Genomic DNA, 18,181 nt, shown 5'->3' with positions numbered 1-18,181 from the left:
GGGATATCGTTTGAACACTGCAATTGTATTTCCGGGTCAAGGTTCACAATATGATTCTATGGGACAAGAATTATGCGAGAATTACCAAATAGCTCGCGATTTGTATAATGAGGCTAGCGATATTTTGGGCTACGATTTATTGAAAGCTTGTGAAAACAAAAATGGAGAGCTTCGTAATACGGTAATAGTTCAGCCTGCAATTCTAGTTTATAGTATTGCCTGCTGGGAGATATTTAAAAAGAATAATGATGTAAAACAACTCTATTTAACTGGACATAGTCTAGGTGAACTGTCGGCAGTAGTTGCTGCCGACGGAATCCCTTTTGCAAAGTCCGTTGAATTAGTAAAGCTTCGTGCAACTGCTATGAGTGAATGTACTCAAGAAGGCGGTATGGTTGTTTGCTTTGGACTTAGTGGAGAAGAAGTGGAGGAAGTATGTCAAAGATTAGATACTGACAATAATCATGTAACTGTTGCAAACTTTAATTCGACAAATCAAATTGTGCTAAGTGGTCATAAAAGCGCATTGGAGCAGGCATCCATTGAGTTACAGAAAAAGGGAGCCGTTACAAAGATACTACCTGTTAGTGTTCCAGCTCATAGTAGACTCATGAAGCCTGCAGAAATAAGATTTAAAGCAGCTCTACAGCAAACAAAGATGAATGATTGTCAATATCCTATATTTTCCTGCGCTACAGGTCAACTATACAGTAGGGCTGACGAAATAGCAGATCAATTAAGTAAACAACTTACCGAAAGTGTTAGATGGCCAAAAGTTATGAACGTTCTCATTAATAAAGATGTTGACACATTTATTGAGATGGGTCCTAAAACAATTCTAACGGATATTATGAAGATGGAATATCCTGATTATCGAGCGATACCGGTTAACGAGAAAAATGGCATCCATTCTATTTTAAATAATCTTAATGAGAATATGTTAAAAGTAGAAGAGACTATCCACTTTTTACAAGCCTGTTTAAGAGTTATCATTGGGACACCTTTTAAAGCGAAAATCGATAAGCAAGACTTTGAAAGAGAAATCCATTCTCCTTATCAGCTCATTAAACAGGAATTGAAAGAGATGAAAGAGAGCAAACAAATTACAGTAGATTCTCATAGAGTGGCAAGTTTATCTCAACAATTTTTCTCTATTTTAACGCATAAAGGATTCCATAAAAATGAAACATTAGAAATTTTAAAGTTATCAATCGCAAATCCGAATTTATATTCTAAATATCTAAAAATTAATAGTTTTAAATAATTTGTTAGATTGGGGTAATAGAATGTCAAATTTCTATGAAAGTTTTTTTAGTGAAGAAATTGATTACTATGACGGACAAAGCTTATGGTTCAATCAAAAAAAATACAGTTTAAAACAATTGACTCATAAATCGTTTAAATTAGCAACCGCTATGCAAGAGAAGGGGATTAAACCGGGCTGTGAACAAAAGGTTTTGATTGTTCTTAGGAGGTCACCTGCTCTTCTTGTTGCACATTTATCAACATTTATTGCTGGTGGGGTTATTGTTTGTATTGATCCAGAAACACCAAGGGACAGAATCGACAACATCATTGACGATATCAAACCTAGCATAATCATTACCCATCCAGATATTTATAAGGCAAATGCTTTTCAAGATCAGATCACTTTTAAGCTTGATGATGTTCTTCAGCATTTTAATCTGGATCATAAGGATATTAACATAAATATTCATTTTTCTTTGAAATCAGCTGCTTATATTGTTTTTACATCAGGTACTACAGGCAAACCTAAGGGTGTAGTCGTTGAATGGAATTCTTTAAATCGCTTAATCGATTGGCATACAAAAACGTTTGATGTGACAAAAGATTCAATAGTATCTTTAACCTCTTCACCTGGATTTGACGCTTCCATTTGGGAGATTTGGGGTGCAATAGCTTCCAGAGCGTCTATATATATGACGACAATAGATGAAAGACTTAATCCAGAGCTTCTAAAAAATACTTGGATAAAGCACCAAGTAACGCATTCATTTGTATCTACCCCTATTGCTGAGCGACTAATGGAACTGGACTGGGATAATAGTCACGTAGCTTTAAAATATCTTTTAGTAGGGGGAGATAAACTAACAAAATACCCTTCAAAAGATTTACCTTTTCATGTGGTTAACAATTATGGACCAAGTGAAGGGACTGTTGTAAGTACTTCTGGGATTGTAGAGAGAGCAGATGGCAAGGTGAAAAAGCTACCTCATATTGGTTCCGCTTTACCTTATGTAAAGTGTTTTATTTTAGATCGAAATTTACAAATCATTCATGAGGTAGATAGAAGAGGAACACTATGGATATCTGGTGATGGATTAGCGCGAGAGTATATTAATTTGCCGCATGAGACAAATGAAAAATTTAAACAGTTAGAAATTGACGGTGAAAATGTAAGAGTCTACAACACTGGAGATGTCGTAAGTAGAGATGTTCAAGGGAATTTTAATTTCCATGGTAGAGAAGATTTTCAATTAAGCATTAATGGAGTGAGAATTGAATTAGGGGATATTGAAAGTACTCTTCAAAAACATAATAGAGTAAGTCAAGCTATAGCACTACCATTACATATAGCTTCAAATACGCTATTGACAGCATCCATTGTCTTAGAAGAGGAATCATCGATTTCAGAACTTGAACTATTTAGCTATTTGAAAGAGAAGCTGCCTAAAAATATGATACCCGTTCAACTTATTTTTCATAAACATTTACCGTTGACTAGAAACGGGAAAATAGATCGTGAATTGTTGAACAAACAGCATATAGAATATTTCAATAGTAAACAATTACTTGAATCTTCATCTAATATAAGTGAATCTTTGCAAAAGATTATTGATATTTTTTCTTCAACCTTAAACTTAAAATGCTCATCACAAACAGATTTATTTGAAGTTGGAGGAAATTCCTTAGACGCAGCACAAATTGCTATGAATGTTTCAAAAGCATTTAATGTTGATTGTTTACCATGGCAAGTACAGCAGCAGAGAAAACCATGTAATTTATTGGATATTCTTTCTACTTTACCAGCCTTATCATCAAATAATGAACCTACTATGTTTAATCAAAACGAGTGGTTTCCTGCAACGAGTATGCAGAAAGGTCTTTGGTATTTGTGGAAAACAAATGAAGGAAATCCATTTTATAATGTAGGCGCTACTTTTCAGATTAACGGTCTTTTTGATGAACATAAGTTTTATAGTGCCTTTGTCAATATCATAAAGAAAAATGCCGCCTTTTTTGTGAATTTTAGAGAAAATACCTCCTATGGAATTGAACAAAAAATTAGAAATATAGATGAAATAGTAGAGCATCTGGATCATCACATACAAATCTTACAGGTGAAAAATATGGAGGAGGCGCGCACACTTGCAAAGACAATTTATAATCAACCTTTCCAGTTAGAGAGCGATTTATTGTTTAGAGGGGCAATCATTCATACAGAGAATGCAGGAGCTGTTTTTGTACTTGTATCTCATCATATTGTATGTGATGGCTTATCTTTAAAAAATATACTGCAAAATATAGCTAAAGTTTATAATGAGGAAATTACTATAGATGACATAAAATCAAGTAGTTCTGAAAATTTATATAAGAATATCAATAAATTGGTTAAAAAATCACAGGATCAAAATTTGAAGGATTTTTGGTTTGAGCAATCTAAGGCATTTAAACTTGCTCAACTACCTATTCAAGAGAAATCCGAAGAATATATAAGAATTGGAAAGATTTTAGAGATTGAAAGCCATAAAGGGCTAGGTAAAAAAATTGATCAATTTTCACAGGAAATGAAATTGAGTCAGTTTACAATATTACTAACTGCTTGGGCACTAAATTTAGCAAAATATTGCATGCAAGATACAATAACGATAGGAATTCCTTATCATGGCAGAACAAATGAAAGTTTAAATGATGTTGGAATGTTTGTTAATTTAGTTCCTTTAACGCTTTCATTAAATAAAAAGGCCTCTTTTAAAGAGCTCCTGCTTGAAATTAGTAACACTGTTCATGAAAATATTGCTCATGGAGATTTCTCAATTGTTGACATTGCGGCTAACATTGATAAAAGAGAGTATCTTGATGTAGTAAATAATACATTCAGTCTTAAAGTGAATCTTGAAATGGATTTAAAGAATATCAACACAAGCTTTATCGAGCAAGATACTGGTGGATCAAGATTCCCTTTAAGTTGTTTCTTCAATGTGGAAAATGGAGAAGTAAAAGGACATATAGAATATTCATTTGCCCATTTTACAGAAGTAGAGATTCAATTGTTGGCGAAGAATTATTTGAGTTTACTTGCCTCATTAATAAATGAACCAGATCAATTATGGGGTACTGCATTTACTAAAGGTTCCATTATATCCTCCAATGATAATGGGGAACTATTACAAAAGGCTAAGCCACTCCACTGTCAATTTGAAGAGGCAGCGAAAAAATATAAGGATTATATTGCCATTCAAGAGCTGGATAGAGCATTAACATATGAACAACTCAATCAAGAAGCAGAAAAATATTCTTCATTACTGCTATCAATGGGTATTGAAAAAGGCGATTACGTGCCTATGTATATGGACAGAGGAATAGATGCCATTGCAGTAATACTAGGTGTTCTGAAAGCAGGCGCAGTATATGTTCCTTTAGATACGGAGCATCCTATAGCAAGAACACAGAAATTATTAGAGCGATTAAATCCAAAGGTTTTAATGGTAAATACAATAGATGAAATACCATATGGAGAATGGGAAATTGTAAATACTCTAGAAAAAAATATAGTTAAAAATAATGTAAAAGTAATGGGACCTATCTCTGTCGATGATCCAGCATATCTTATGTTTACTTCTGGCTCGACGGGTGAGCCGAAAGGTGTAGTATGTCCACATTTAGGGGCTTCTTTACGCATCGAATGGCAAAAAAAACAAAATAAGCTTAAACCTGGTAATAAAACGTTATTTAAAACGCCATATACATTTGATGTATCTGTTTGGGAAATATTTTATACCCTTTGTACAGGTGCTACGTTAATTGTTGCTCCTAAAGACTTGCATCGTGATCCTTTAGGTTTACTGAAATTTATTTGTGATGAGTCAATTGATTTGTGTCATTTTGTCCCTTCTGTGTTGCAATTAATGCTTAATGAAATGGACTCTCAAAAAGATTACAAATTGCCATTAAAGTATCTTCATTTAAGTGGGGAAGCACTACCAGCTCCATTAGCTAAAAAAATAAATGAGTTGTTACCACAAGTCAAAGCATTCAATTTATATGGTCCAACTGAGGCAGGAATTGAAGTTACGGTTCAACAGGTAACAAAAGATCATTATAATATTGGTTTTCCATTACCGTATGTAGAAATGGAAGTGGTCGATGAAGCCGGGCTACCAGTTCCAAAAGGTTTTCCAGGTGAATTAATGATTGGAGGACCTTCTTTAGCAAAAGGTTATTTCAAGAATGAAATCGAAACGGACAAAGTTTTTGTAAAGCGAAATGGAAAAACCTTTTACAAGTCTGGTGATTTGGTAAAAATTTCAACGAATGGCAGTTTAGATTTTCTAGGTAGGAAAGATTCACAAGTTAAGGTAAATGGTGTAAGGATTGAGATAGAAGAAATTGAAGCTTGTGTTATACAGCAATCACAAGTTAACGATGCAGCAGTCGTATTAGGGCATGATCAAAATAACAAACCATGCTTAGTCTGCTTCTACACTTTAAATGTGAAAGATAGTCTAAGCAGAAATGATTTGAAAAAAGCTGTTTCTAAAGACTTACCAGTAACGTATATCCCATCGATGTTCGTTGAGTTAGAAAAATTACCATTAACATCTAGCGGAAAAAGAGACAGAAAACTACTTAGCTTAGAAGCTTCACAATACCTTGCAGACGGTGCTCAAAATACATTTAGGGAGCCAACGACCGAACTGGAAAAATCAATTGTAGAGGTTTGGGCTGAAGTGCTAAAGGTTAACGAAATAGGTATCGATGATAACTTTTTTGAAATCGGTGGAGATTCCATTAAATCACTTCAAATAGTATCTAAATTGCGTACCAATGGTATTGACATTACTCCGAAAGACTTTTTGAAGCACCCTACGGTATCAGAGATGTCTCTCATACTTAAATAATGTGGAAGGAGGTTAGCATAGAATGGTACAAAATGAAAAAAAACTCCCGTTAACACCATTGCAATTGGTTATGTTAATGGAAACATTAAAAGACCCAGCGTCAGAAGCGTATTGGCAAATTCTGTCTTATGAAATTCCTAACTCATTTACATTCAAAGAGATTCAAGAAGCTTGGTTAAATACTGCCAGAGCCAATCCAGCATTAAGAACAAAATTTGAGTGGGAGCAAGAGATAGAACCAATCCAAATTATTCAAAGCAATGTAGAAGAAATTAATGTATTAGAGGTTAATTATTTATGGATTCAAGATGAATTTATGAATATAGAGAATTGGTTTAAAAGTGAGATTGGTAGGCTACAGCGAACGTTGCTAAATAAGACACAACAATTTTACCTTATTCAAAACTGGAAACCTTCTAAAAATCTATTAGTATGGGTGCATCATCATATTATTATGGATGGTTGGTCAATTGCTCAGACACTTGAAGATTTCTTTAAGCTTTTAAATAAGGATGTCACTTCATTAGCAATTCGTCCAGATATCGAACCATATTTACATTATATTAATGATCCAATGTATCAAAAAGGGCTGGAAAAATATTGGGGAAATGTGTTAAGTGATTTAGCTGAAGCAGAAACATTAGCGATAGAAAAATCACAACATAGGGGTCAAAAACCATTATTTAAGTATTTGGATAAAGAGTTAAGTAAGAGAGCGGCAGAAAATCTTCATGCCTATAGCATTAAGAACAGAGTGACTACTTCAAGCATCGCTTTAACAATATGGGGCGTGTTAATTAATCGATATCAACATACGAATAAGCTATACGTAGGTTCGACTTTTGCATTAAGACCGTATCAATTAATAGAGTCGAGTGATATGAATGGGATGCTCATAAACACATTACCAGTCAAAATAGGTATAGAAGATGAACTAACGTTAAAAGAAGTATGCCTCCAGACAATGGATCATCTGCAAGATGTATCTGAAAATAGCGGAATTCCGTATTCTAAATTATTACAGCTTGGTGGTGTATCTGGAAATACAGAAATCTTTAAAACCTCTGTCATTTTCCAAAATTTCAAGGGAAGCTTAAATAATAAAAAGAATGGTGATTTGGTTCACCAGTATGGAACAAGCTCTGATCCTTTATCAGTAACATTTGATATTACACAAGGCTCCATATGCTTACGATTAGGTTGGGATCAACAACGTTATGAGCAAACAGAGCTTCTGAGACTTCTAGATTCTCTTGAGTATATATTTGAAAATATAGATAACTATAATAATATGTTGGTTAAAAATATTAACTTAACACAAATCGAAGAGCTATATTTAAAAAATGTTTTAACAACAGATGTTTCTGCAACGTCTGAAAATTTTTCGATTCAATCTATTTTAGGAGACTACAGGGAAGATTCTTTAGCCATTTCAGATGGACAAAGAAATTTAAGTTATCAAGATGTGAAAAGATATATCAATATTGTGGCTAATGAACTACTCAAAGAAGGGGTACAGAGTGGGGATACTGTTGCATTGGTAGGAAAAAAATGTATTGAAACAGCAATCGGTATTTTTGCTGCTTGGACAATAGGCGCTGCATGGTGTGCTATTGATACGAGTATACCTGAAGCAAGAACTAAACGTATATTAGAGATATTGCAGCCTAAAACATTATTATTCCTAGATAACATTCCAACGATTATTGAACGTAGTACGGATGAGAAAGAAATAATAAGTGAGGCCTACAAGTTTAACTCGGGAGATGTGGCTTATTATATTTCTACTTCTGGTAGTACAGGAGAACCTAAAATTGTTTCATTAAAAGCAGAAGGGTTGTCACAAATCATACAAAGCTGGAAACAATTTTATCACCTTGATAGTGAACAGTATGTTCTTCAACTAGGGAGTTGGACATCGGATGTTTTTTTAGGTGATTTGCTGAAGGCATGGTCAACGAATGGATATTTGTTTGTTTGCGAGGAAGAAAAAAGAATTGATATGGCCTATTTAGCAGAAATGGCAGCTAAATATAATGTTTCATTTTTAGAGTCAACACCTGTTTTAGTAAGGGAATTTATCCACTTTTTAAATGAAGAAAATAGGGTCTTAAAAGATTTAAAAACAATCGTAGTAGGTGCTGATACGTTCAGACTTGAAGAAAAGAATGAAATATGTGACATGCTTTGGGAAGGCGTCAATTTTTATAATGGTTATGGTCTAAGTGAATGTACAATTGAGTCTCTAGTTTATATGTGTAATAACAATCAGGATAGTTCTAACTCAGGACTTTGTCCAATAGGTAAACCATTACCGGGAACAATGCTGAGAATTGTTGATAAAACAGGTAATTCTGTAGCTCCTGGCATGATAGGTGAATTACACATTGGAGGGAAACAAATAACAAAAGGCTATGTAACCGAGGAGGGTTTAGTTACCTCCACTTGTTATACTCTGGATGGTGTTAGCTACTTCCGGACAGGTGATCTAGTAAGATTAAATGCTAATGGAGTGATAGAATTTTATGGACGCAGTGATCAGCAAGTAAAAATTCGAGGCTATCGATTAGAATTAGGAGAAGTAGAGAACGCGTTATTATCACTTCAACCTGGTATGGAATGCTTTGTTAGCTGTCTTCCAAGTAATAACGGTGAAAATACTTTAATTGCCTTTATCAGTGGGACAGACCAAAGTATTGAGACAATTAATAGTAGGATTTCTAAGATACTTCCGGATTTTGCTATTCCGAATGTAATCGTTCCATTAGAAAAGCTACCTCGCAATACGAATGGCAAGATTGATAGAGTGTCGCTAAGGAAACAAGCTGAAGAATTACTGAATCAATTAACCACTACGTCGACTATCTCAATGTCAGGCGATATGGTTGATAGGGTAAGAGAGACATGGGAAGTAGTTTTAGGAAAAAAAGTACAGTTGAATCGGAGTCTATTCGATCAAGGTGGCCACTCTTTAATTGTACTGAAATTATATAACTTACTTCGAAAAGTGTTACCTTCATATGAGTTTGTAGTTGGTGATCTTTTCCGATATCCAACTATCAATCGGTTTGTAGAAGAAATTACAGCTAGAAAAGAGGCAGAGCCTATTGCAGAAAGTACTATTCCATCTTACAGCAAAATTGAAGTACTTGAAAAAGTGAAACAAGGCGAGCTTACAGTAGAGGAAGCTATGAAAATAATAGGTGGTCATAGATTGTGAAGATGAAACAAGAAAAAGGATATTTAGTATATAACCCAAGTCCACATGCAAAATTAAAATTGCTATGTTTTCATCATGCTGGAGGTTCAGCACTTTCAATGGTTCCTTTAGTGAGAGATTTACCTGAAGATGTAGAAGTATGTTTGTTTGAATTACCTGGTAGAGGAATGACAAATGATTTACCCTTCCTATCAACATTTTGTGAGGCAAAAGAATATCTATTTAAAACGGTATTTCATTATATTGATCGCCCAGCTGTTTTATTTGGTCATAGTTTGGGAGGACTATTTGTCTATGCTTTATCAAGTTTACTGGATGAGAAAAGTCAATATATTAAAAAATTAATTATTTCAGCTGCTAGGTCCCCCATAACTGTAGCTAATCATGCGACGTATCCTGAAGCTCCGTTTACGAGGCGAACGAGGGAAAGTATTATAGCAGATATTAGAAGGCTAGGTGGAGTGCCAAATGAGCTTGAGTCTGACTCGAGACTATTCAATTCAATAGTGGATGTTACAGGCAGAGATTTTCATTTGCTTGATACATTTAAATTCGATGATAAAGCATTGGTCAACTATCCAATGGAACTTTGGTTAGGTACACAAGATTCAGCAGTTCCTGATGGGGAAGTTAAACTGTGGGAGAAAATGGCGCTCAATGACTATAAATGTAGGTATTTTAATGGTGGTCATTTTTACTTGAGTGAGAATGAGGAGCCTGCTAAAGAATTGAGACAGGAACTCATGAATATTTATACCAACATCAAAGGAGGGGTGATTCATGCAAACTAAACTTAAACCAGGTGAAAGAAGACATTATAGGGAAATTGAACTTTGGAAAGATATTACCAAAGAGCAATGGGATGATTGGCATTGGCAATTAACGAACACTATTAAAACTTTAGATGATTTAAAGAAAGTTGTAAACTTAACTGAGGAAGAAGAAGAAGGAGTCAAAATTTCTCTACAAACGATTCCTTTAAATATAACTCCTTATTATGCATCTTTAATGAATCCTGATGATGTACGATGTCCAATACGTATGCAGTCAGTGCCATTATCTGCTGAAATTATGAAGAGTCATTATGATCTAGAGGATCCATTGGATGAAGATGAAGATTCCCCTGTACCAGGTATAACTCATAGGTATCCTGATAGAGTATTGTTCCTAGTTACCAACCAATGCTCCATGTATTGTCGATATTGTACAAGAAGAAGATTTTCTGGGCAGGTGGGGATGGCAGTACCTAAAAAGCAGCTTGATAGAGCTATTGATTATATTAGGAATAATGAAGAAATTAGAGACGTTTTATTGTCTGGCGGAGATGCTTTATTAATTAACGATAAAATTCTTGAATATATTTTAAGCAGTTTAAGAGATATACCGCATGTTGAAATAATTCGGATTGGTACTAGAGCACCAGTGGTATTTCCTCAAAGAATAACGACTGAGTTGTGTTCGATTCTAAAAAAATATCATCCTGTATGGCTAAATACACACTTTAATACGTCGATCGAGTTAACTGATGAGGCGAAAGAAGCCTGCGAGAAGTTAGTCAATGCGGGGGTTCCAGTGGGGAACCAGTCTGTTATTCTGACAGGGATAAATGATAGTGTGCCAATAATGAAAAAATTAGTACATGATTTAGTGAAAATCAGAGTTAGACCATACTATATTTATCAGTGTGACCTGTCTGAGGGGATTAGCCATTTTAGAGCGCCTATTTCTAAAGGATTGGAAATAATTGAATCTTTAAGAGGACATACTTCTGGTTATGCTGTGCCCACATTCGTGGTAGATGCACCAAACGGAGGTGGGAAGATAGCGTTACAGCCAAATTATATACTTTCCCAGAGTCCTGAGAAAGTAGTTTTAAGAAATTATGAAGGCGTTATTTCTTCTTATCCAGAGATAAAGCACTATGAATCAGGTACAGCCGATAGTTATTTTTCTGAAGTTTATGATTTAAAATCATATGACTCAACAGGCGTTTCAAAGCTTTTAGAGACTGAACCTTCGAAAAGCTTAGTACCTACAAATCTTCGACGGTATAAATTAAGAGAAAGATATAAAGAAGAGGGAGTGGAGACATTAAAGGATAAAAGAGAGAATAGAGATGTTTTAAAACAAAAGAAAATGTTACAAGCACAGAAAACAAATAAATGTTAGATAGGGGAATCGTGATGGTAAGCTTTTATGGTAGTTTATCTACAGAATTATATGATATAGATAAATATATTGGTAAATCATTTGGAGATGTAGAGTATTATTCAAAAAGGTTAGAAGGTGTAAAGGGAAAGATATTAGAGCCTGCCGTTGGTAATGGTCGTATCCTAATACCTTTATTGCATAAAGGACTAAATATTGAAGGTTTTGATCTTTCTGATGACATGTTACAATTATGCAAAAAAAATTGTGCAGAAAGTGAGCTTACACCAAATCTATATTCATTAAATATGTGCAATTTTTCTTTGGAACAAAAATATGAGGCGATTATTATTCCGACTGGTTCATTCCTATTATTACATCAAAGAGAAGATTCTTTAAAAGCCTTAAAGTGTTTTTATGATCATTTAGAGGATGGAGGCCGTTTAATAGTAGACACTTTCCTTCCTGATTCGTTTGAGAAGGGGTATGTTTCAACTAGAGTATTTAAGAATCAAGACGGTGACTCTATAACATTGGAAGAAGTATTGGTAGATGTGGATTACATTAATCAATTTACGATTACTCACAATAAATATCAGAAATGGGAAAACACTAAACTAATTGATACTGAGTTAGAGATCTTCCCGTTAAAGTGGTATGGAGTAGAAGAGTTTAGAGGAATTTTACAAGATATTGGATTTAAGGATGTAACGATTTCTTCAGATTATGAGTATAATAAATATCCAACAAATGGTTCACAGGTATTTACGTATGAAGCAATAAAAGAATAGCACTTAATAATGATAAACCCGCAATAAAAGGTGTTTGTTATTCAAGTCCTTAAAAGTTCGATTGGTAAACGATTTGTTTACCAATCGAACTTTTTCCTTTTTTGTTGAAAGTAGTATGGGACACGTTTTCAGTAGGGCAAGGGCAAAAGAATACGGTGAGTCAAGTTTTGAGGTAAATCACATCAATTAACTGCACAAGATGACAGAAGGAAAAAGGCTAGATTCACAACAGACAACTGCATTTGATTCGACAGAGGATGGGAAAATAAAAGAACCTATACATTTAAAATAGGCGCCCTTATAAAACTAAGAGACGCCTAAAACATTTGCGGTAAAAATTCTTTCATGAAGCGTTGATTTTTCCGTAACCATATTTTTAATATCATCCGATGTGTTAATAATCGATGCCGCTTATTGGGCCTTGTCTTCGCTTCAATTAAGCTTTGTAGTAGAATACAAGTTTCCGTGGCAAAGGCTTGGGGCTCTACGAGAACATCAAGCTTATAGTCGATGAGCTGTGCTGCCTGAACCTTTGCAAGTAGTTGAGCAAATTGTGTGTTCATCGCCGCATAATTTTCTGCTAATTCTAGGTCGATCAGGGTAGAGAGTGCATGTTCAATCTCAAGTTCTAATTCTTGTAGTAGCTCATTGGATGGCTGTGTCATTCCTATCACCTCTTTTACACGGCAAAATAACCAATGGTGGCAAATAGTATGCCAAACAGCAGGGTACTAGCGATATAGCTTATTACTTGCCCCCATTTTCGCTGTTCAATTAACTGTAATGATTCAAATCCAAAAGTCGAAAATGTTGTATAAGCTCCTAAAAAACCAATGCCAATCAGCTGCCATAACCAATCACTGAGATGGAGGGCAAAAACAAGACCGAGTGCAAAGGAACCTGTACAATTGATAATAAAAGTTGCCCACGGATACGGATGGGCCAATAGTTTGCCTAAATAAAACCTTAAAATGGCGCCAAAAAATCCACCAATCCCGACAAGAATCATGCCAGTCGCCCCCTTGCAAGACGAATACCCAACCAGGCGCATATTAAACCGCCTACAACACTTATGACAACATAGAGAACTGCTAGGAGCCACTCATTTTGTTGAACGAGTAATAATGTCTCTAAGGAAAATGTTGAATAAGTAGTAAAGGCTCCGCAAAAACCAGTGCCAATCCCAAGTACAACGGGTGTGCGCTTTGTAAAAGTAGTGAAAAGCCATGCTAGGCAAAAGCAGCCAAGTAAATTTATACATAATGTTGTGGATGGAAAACCTTCCGAGTTTGGAATGGCAAGGCTCAGGCCATATCGGCAAATGGCTCCAACAATGCCGCCAATCCCTACAATGAAAAATGATTTCAACGTAAAGACCCCTTACTTAAATGACTATTATTAAAAAGTGTATCACGAGAAGAAAATTTTAGGAATATTCGATAGTGGGAAATTCAATAAATGACCGAATATGTCCCTAGAAGATGTTTAACTATTTATATAGTTGATAGATCGTACTATAGAAGGGGTGAATGATTATGCTGTAACGATATAATATATAAATATAGTATATAAACATAGTTTTTTTCGGTAGGTTTGAGAAAATTTGGAGTCTAGTTGCTAGCTAAAAAAGAGGTACAGGCAATACATGCAAAAATCACCGCTTACGGGTTATCCGTAAACGGCTAAACCAGTAACGGAAAACCCGCCACTACTAATTAATAAATAACTAAATAATAAATAACTAAAAAATAATAATGATGATATATAGACAGCTAGAAAGAAAAAGAAGAATGCTACTTTCTTAAAAGATCGCTGAGCTCGTAGCAAAATTTTTCTCACGCCAGTTCATTTCAGTCTTTAGGTTAATGTAAGCTATCAAAAAATAATGTAATGTTAAAAGCAATAAATGACGAACATGCTTTCCTTTTGGGTCTTTGGTATAAAATTGTATTTTAGTGCTTTAAAGCGCTAACTATTTCCCTGAAAATGATAAAAAATAACTGGGGAATAGTTGACAATTATTTCTATAGTGTGATAATCTTCAAGAACACTATAACAAATAAACCAAAGGAGGGCATGACAATGTTAATTTCATCAGTATCATATTCAATCACAGCTACATACATTGTCCATGCCTAACGCTTATTTAAGATTGCACATAAAGGTATGGATTTGTTCCTGCCTTTTATAAGAGACACATGCTCTTTGGAGGGGTATGTGTCTTTTTTGGTGCCTAAAAAGGTTATAGTGAAAACCAAAAAAGGAGTGTATGTTTATGCGAAACACTGTACGACGAATGATTTTCAAAAAGGAATTTCTAGAAAGTGGGTAGCCATGCTACAACAGTACGGAAGAAAGAAGGTTATCATGTATGTTTGATGTTTTAAGTAAATTAGGCTGGTTCTTCAAACGATATTGGAAACAATATACAGTCGCGATTGTGCTATTGATGATTGCCAGTGGGTTAGAGGTTGTCCCTCCGTACTTACTGGGCTCAATTATTGATATATTGACTGCAGGGGAAATGACGCCAGCTATTTTAACAAAGTATGTGTTTATTTTTGTCGGGATTATTATTGGGGGTTATCTGCTAAATTTTGTGTGGCAATTCCGACTATTTGAAGGGGCTATTAACCTTGAAAAAATTTTACGTCGTAATTTGATGCAGCATTTTTTACGAATGACTCCAACCTTTTATGAAAAAAATCGCACCGGGGACTTAATGGCTCGGGCAACAAATGACTTAAATGCCGTTTCTACGACTGCGGGATTTGGGATTATGACGTTGATTGACTCAACGATTTATATGGGTTTTATCATTTTTGCAATGGGCTATATGATTTCTTGGAAGCTAACACTCTTTGCTATGCTACCCGTTCCTATTATGGCCATCCTCATTCAATATTTAGGAAAGATTGTTCATGAACGTTATATGAAGGCTCAGGATTCTTTTGGAGAATTAAACGACAGTGTTCTTGAATCAGTCGCAGGTGTGCGAGTAGTGCGTGCCTATGTGCAGGAAAAAAAGGATGAGGCTAATTTTGCGGATATGAGTGAAATCGTTTATGAGAAAAATATTCATACGGCTAAAATTAACGCTTTATTTGGCCCGATTACTAAAGTGGGCACAGGAATCAGCTATGTTGTTGCGCTCGGATATGGTGCTCATTTAGTGGCAACGGAGGCCATGACAGTAGGGCAACTTGTTACCTTTAATGTTTATTTAGGATTAGCGGTTTGGCCAATATTTGCCATTGGAGAGCTGATCAATGTCATGCAACAAGGGAATGCATCACTCGATCGTGTACAGGAAACGTTAAACTATGAGGCGGATGTTCAAAATATTCCGAATCCCCAAATGATTGCGACACCTAAAGCGATTGGTTTTGATGATTTAACATTCCAATATCCAATGAGCCAAGTGAAAAATCTACAACAAGTTTCATTGTCATTGAAAAAAGGTCAAACACTTGGAATTGTTGGAAAGACAGGTGCGGGGAAAACAACCTTCCTCCGTCAATTATTACGTGAATATCCAATCGGTCAGGGACAGCTTTCTATTGACGGTATTGACATTACGGCTCAAACGAAGGAGCAGATTCTAGATTGGATTGGCTATGTACCACAAGACCATGTGTTATTCTCACGGACTATTCGTGAAAATATATTATTTGGGAAAGAAGATGCGACCCAGGCAGAATTGCAGCAGGCGATACGTGCGGCGTATTTTGAAAAGGATTTAGAAAATCTATCAATGGGTCTTGAAACGCTTGTAGGTGAAAAAGGTGTATCTCTTTCGGGCGGTCAAAAGCAACGTGTATCCATTGCTCGCGCATTAATTAAAGATCCTGAAATTTTAATGCTAGATGATTCACTGTCAGCTGTTGACGCAAAGACAGAAGCTAGAATTATTGAAAATATTCAGCGAGAGCGTGATGGGAAAACAACGATTATTACCACGCACCGATTATCGGGTATTCAACATGCTGATATTATTATCGTGTTGGATGATGGGCAAGTTGTAGAGCAAGGAACACATGAGGAACTTCTTTCACGACAAGGATGGTACAAGGAGCAATTTGACCGTCAGCAGCTAGAAGGAGGTGCCTCATGAGTACGAGTCAACGTTTAATGCGCTATGCAATGTATTTTAAAAAGCCTATTTTTCTAGGCTTATTCTTCTTAACAATCGCCGTTTTTACGGAGCTTGTTGGGCCATTTATTGCTAAACATATTATTGATAATTACATGACGATTGGTCATATTGAAATCAAACCGATTACGTGGTTATTAATTGTTTATTTACTATTAGCTATTGCTACAGCGATATTACGCTATTTTATGTATATTTACTTACAAATTGGTGCGAATCGGGTTGTTCAAAAATTACGTAAAGATGTGTTTGAACATATTCAAACATTACCGATCCAGTACTTTGATAATTTACCAGCGGGCAAAATTGTTGCGCGTGTTACAAATGATACAGAGGCGGTTCGGAATTTATATGTACAGGTGCTCTCCAATTTTGTGACGAGCTTTATATCCATCTTTGGAGTTTATATAGCACTCTTTATTTTAAATTGGAAAATGGCAATGCTTGCTTTAACGATGATTCCTATTGTGTATTTATGGATGATTTTGTATCGAAAATTTGCTTCCAAATATAATGATGTGATCCGTACGAAAATTGCCGATATTAATGCCATGATTAATGAATCTATTCAAGGGATGACCATTATTCAAGCATTCCGACGTGAGCAACAAATGACGAAGGAATTTGATGATATGAATAATGAGCATTACGCTTACGAGCGAAAGCTTTTAGTTCTTGATTCAGCCACATCCTTTAACCTGGTGAATACTTTAAGGATGATTATGTTTACAGTCTTTATTGTCTATTTTGGTACACAATCCTATACAGCCACTGAAGTGATTTCAGCGGGTACATTATATGCGTTTGTCGATTATTTAACAAAGCTATTTAATCCTATTACGAATATCGTGAACCAATTTTCTCAGCTTGAACGTTCTCTTATTGCTGGGAAACGTGTGTTTGAGGTGCTAGATACAGATGGTGAGCCTGTATCAGAAAAAAGTTTACCAAGATATAAGGGCAATGTGCTTTTCGAGGATGTTTCATTTGCCTATAAGGACAATGAATACGTACTTAAGAACCTTTCATTCAAGGCCCATCAAGGTGAAACCATCGCCTTAGTTGGTCATACAGGCTCCGGGAAAAGTTCGATTATGAACTTACTATTCCGCTTTTATGATCCATCAAAAGGGAAAATAACCATTGATGGTGTTGATATTACATCTGTCCCTCGTCAAACAATGCGGGAGCATATGGGAATTGTGCTTCAAGACCCGTATTTATTCACGGGAACCATTGCCTCCAATGTGAGCTTAAATAACCCAAACATTTCTCCAGAAAAGATTAAGGCTTCCTTAAATGCTGTTGGAGGAGAACGTGTTTTAGCGAATTTACCAAATGGCTATGATGAGCCTGTAATCGAGAAGGGAAGTACATTATCTTCAGGACAACGTCAGCTCATTTCCTTTGCAAGAGCTCTTGCCTTCGATCCAGCCATTTTAATACTGGATGAAGCAACGTCCAATATTGATACAGAGACAGAAGAGATTATTCAGCATGCCATGGATGTCCTGAAAAAAGGACGAACAACGTTTATTATTGCCCACCGACTTTCTACGATTAAAAACGCAGATCGAATCCTAGTGTTAGATCGAGGGGAAATTGTCGAGAATGGCACACATGATGAATTGCTTGATCTTGGTGGAATTTATGAAAAAATGTATCAAATGCAAGCCAATTCCTTACAATAATTTAGATAATAAAATAACACGGGTCAGACCGCAGA

General features: G+C 35.5%; 11 protein-coding genes. 8 read left to right on the top strand and 3 right to left on the bottom strand.

Annotation, left to right across the window (positions count from 1 at the left end):
• Positions 1–10 precede the first annotated feature (10 nt).
• From fabD to MKY80_RS13370, 6 genes are read left to right on the top strand one after another with little or no spacing between them, the layout of a single operon-like run.
• Complete coding sequence (fabD, locus tag MKY80_RS13395) at positions 11–1,264, top strand: ACP S-malonyltransferase (RefSeq protein ID WP_090002627.1); 1,254 nt, start codon at positions 11–13, stop codon at positions 1,262–1,264.
• A gap of 22 nt (positions 1,265–1,286) precedes the next feature.
• Complete coding sequence (locus MKY80_RS13390) at positions 1,287–6,143, top strand: amino acid adenylation domain-containing protein (protein ID WP_342529711.1); 4,857 nt, start codon at positions 1,287–1,289, stop codon at positions 6,141–6,143.
• A 22-nt stretch (positions 6,144–6,165) separates the two neighbouring features.
• On the top strand, positions 6,166–9,363 hold the full coding sequence (locus tag MKY80_RS13385; protein WP_342529710.1) for a condensation domain-containing protein: 3,198 nt from the start codon (positions 6,166–6,168) through the stop codon (positions 9,361–9,363).
• 2 nt (positions 9,364–9,365) lie between these two features.
• On the top strand, positions 9,366–10,154 hold the full coding sequence (locus MKY80_RS13380; protein ID WP_008178530.1) for an alpha/beta fold hydrolase: 789 nt from the start codon (positions 9,366–9,368) through the stop codon (positions 10,152–10,154).
• A complete protein-coding gene (gene ablA, locus MKY80_RS13375) occupies positions 10,144–11,532 on the top strand; it encodes a lysine 2,3-aminomutase (protein WP_089986374.1) in 1,389 nt (462 codons plus the stop codon). Before MKY80_RS13380 ends, ablA begins: the two co-directional genes overlap by 11 nt.
• A gap of 14 nt (positions 11,533–11,546) precedes the next feature.
• A complete protein-coding gene (locus tag MKY80_RS13370; RefSeq protein WP_036222005.1) occupies positions 11,547–12,302 on the top strand; it encodes a class I SAM-dependent methyltransferase in 756 nt (251 codons plus the stop codon).
• Positions 12,303–12,619: 317 nt separating this feature from the next.
• Here MKY80_RS13370 and MKY80_RS13365 read toward each other — a convergent pair whose 3' ends face one another.
• Genes MKY80_RS13365 through crcB form a run of 3 tightly spaced genes read right to left on the bottom strand, consistent with a single transcriptional unit; the run spans position 12,620 to position 13,670 of the window.
• On the bottom strand, positions 12,620–12,967 hold the full coding sequence (locus tag MKY80_RS13365; RefSeq protein ID WP_239355155.1) for a hypothetical protein: 348 nt from the start codon (positions 12,965–12,967) through the stop codon (positions 12,620–12,622).
• A gap of 14 nt (positions 12,968–12,981) precedes the next feature.
• On the bottom strand, positions 12,982–13,311 hold the full coding sequence (locus MKY80_RS13360; RefSeq protein ID WP_008178522.1) for a CrcB family protein: 330 nt from the start codon (positions 13,309–13,311) through the stop codon (positions 12,982–12,984).
• Positions 13,308–13,670 carry a fluoride efflux transporter CrcB gene (crcB, locus tag MKY80_RS13355; RefSeq protein WP_008178520.1) on the bottom strand — a complete coding sequence of 121 codons (363 nt, stop codon included), beginning with the start codon at positions 13,668–13,670 and terminating at the stop codon, positions 13,308–13,310. Before crcB ends, MKY80_RS13360 begins: the two co-directional genes overlap by 4 nt.
• A 1,003-nt stretch (positions 13,671–14,673) precedes the next feature.
• Here crcB and MKY80_RS13350 point away from each other — a divergent pair.
• Positions 14,674–16,416 (top strand): ABC transporter ATP-binding protein, encoded by a 1,743-nt coding sequence (locus MKY80_RS13350; protein ID WP_008178515.1) that lies wholly within the window; start codon positions 14,674–14,676, stop codon positions 16,414–16,416.
• Complete coding sequence (locus tag MKY80_RS13345; protein WP_342529697.1) at positions 16,413–18,146, top strand: ABC transporter ATP-binding protein; 1,734 nt, start codon at positions 16,413–16,415, stop codon at positions 18,144–18,146. The genes MKY80_RS13350 and MKY80_RS13345 overlap by 4 nt, the downstream gene beginning before the upstream one ends.
• The last annotated feature ends 35 nt before the right edge of the window (positions 18,147–18,181 follow it).

It is taken from the genome of Lysinibacillus sp. FSL R5-0849 (genome assembly GCF_038595075.1).
Classification (GTDB): Bacteria; Bacillota; Bacilli; order Bacillales_A; family Planococcaceae; genus Lysinibacillus; species Lysinibacillus fusiformis.
Note: the sequence above shows the minus strand (reverse complement) of the source record. Positions and strands in the feature narration are given on the sequence as shown.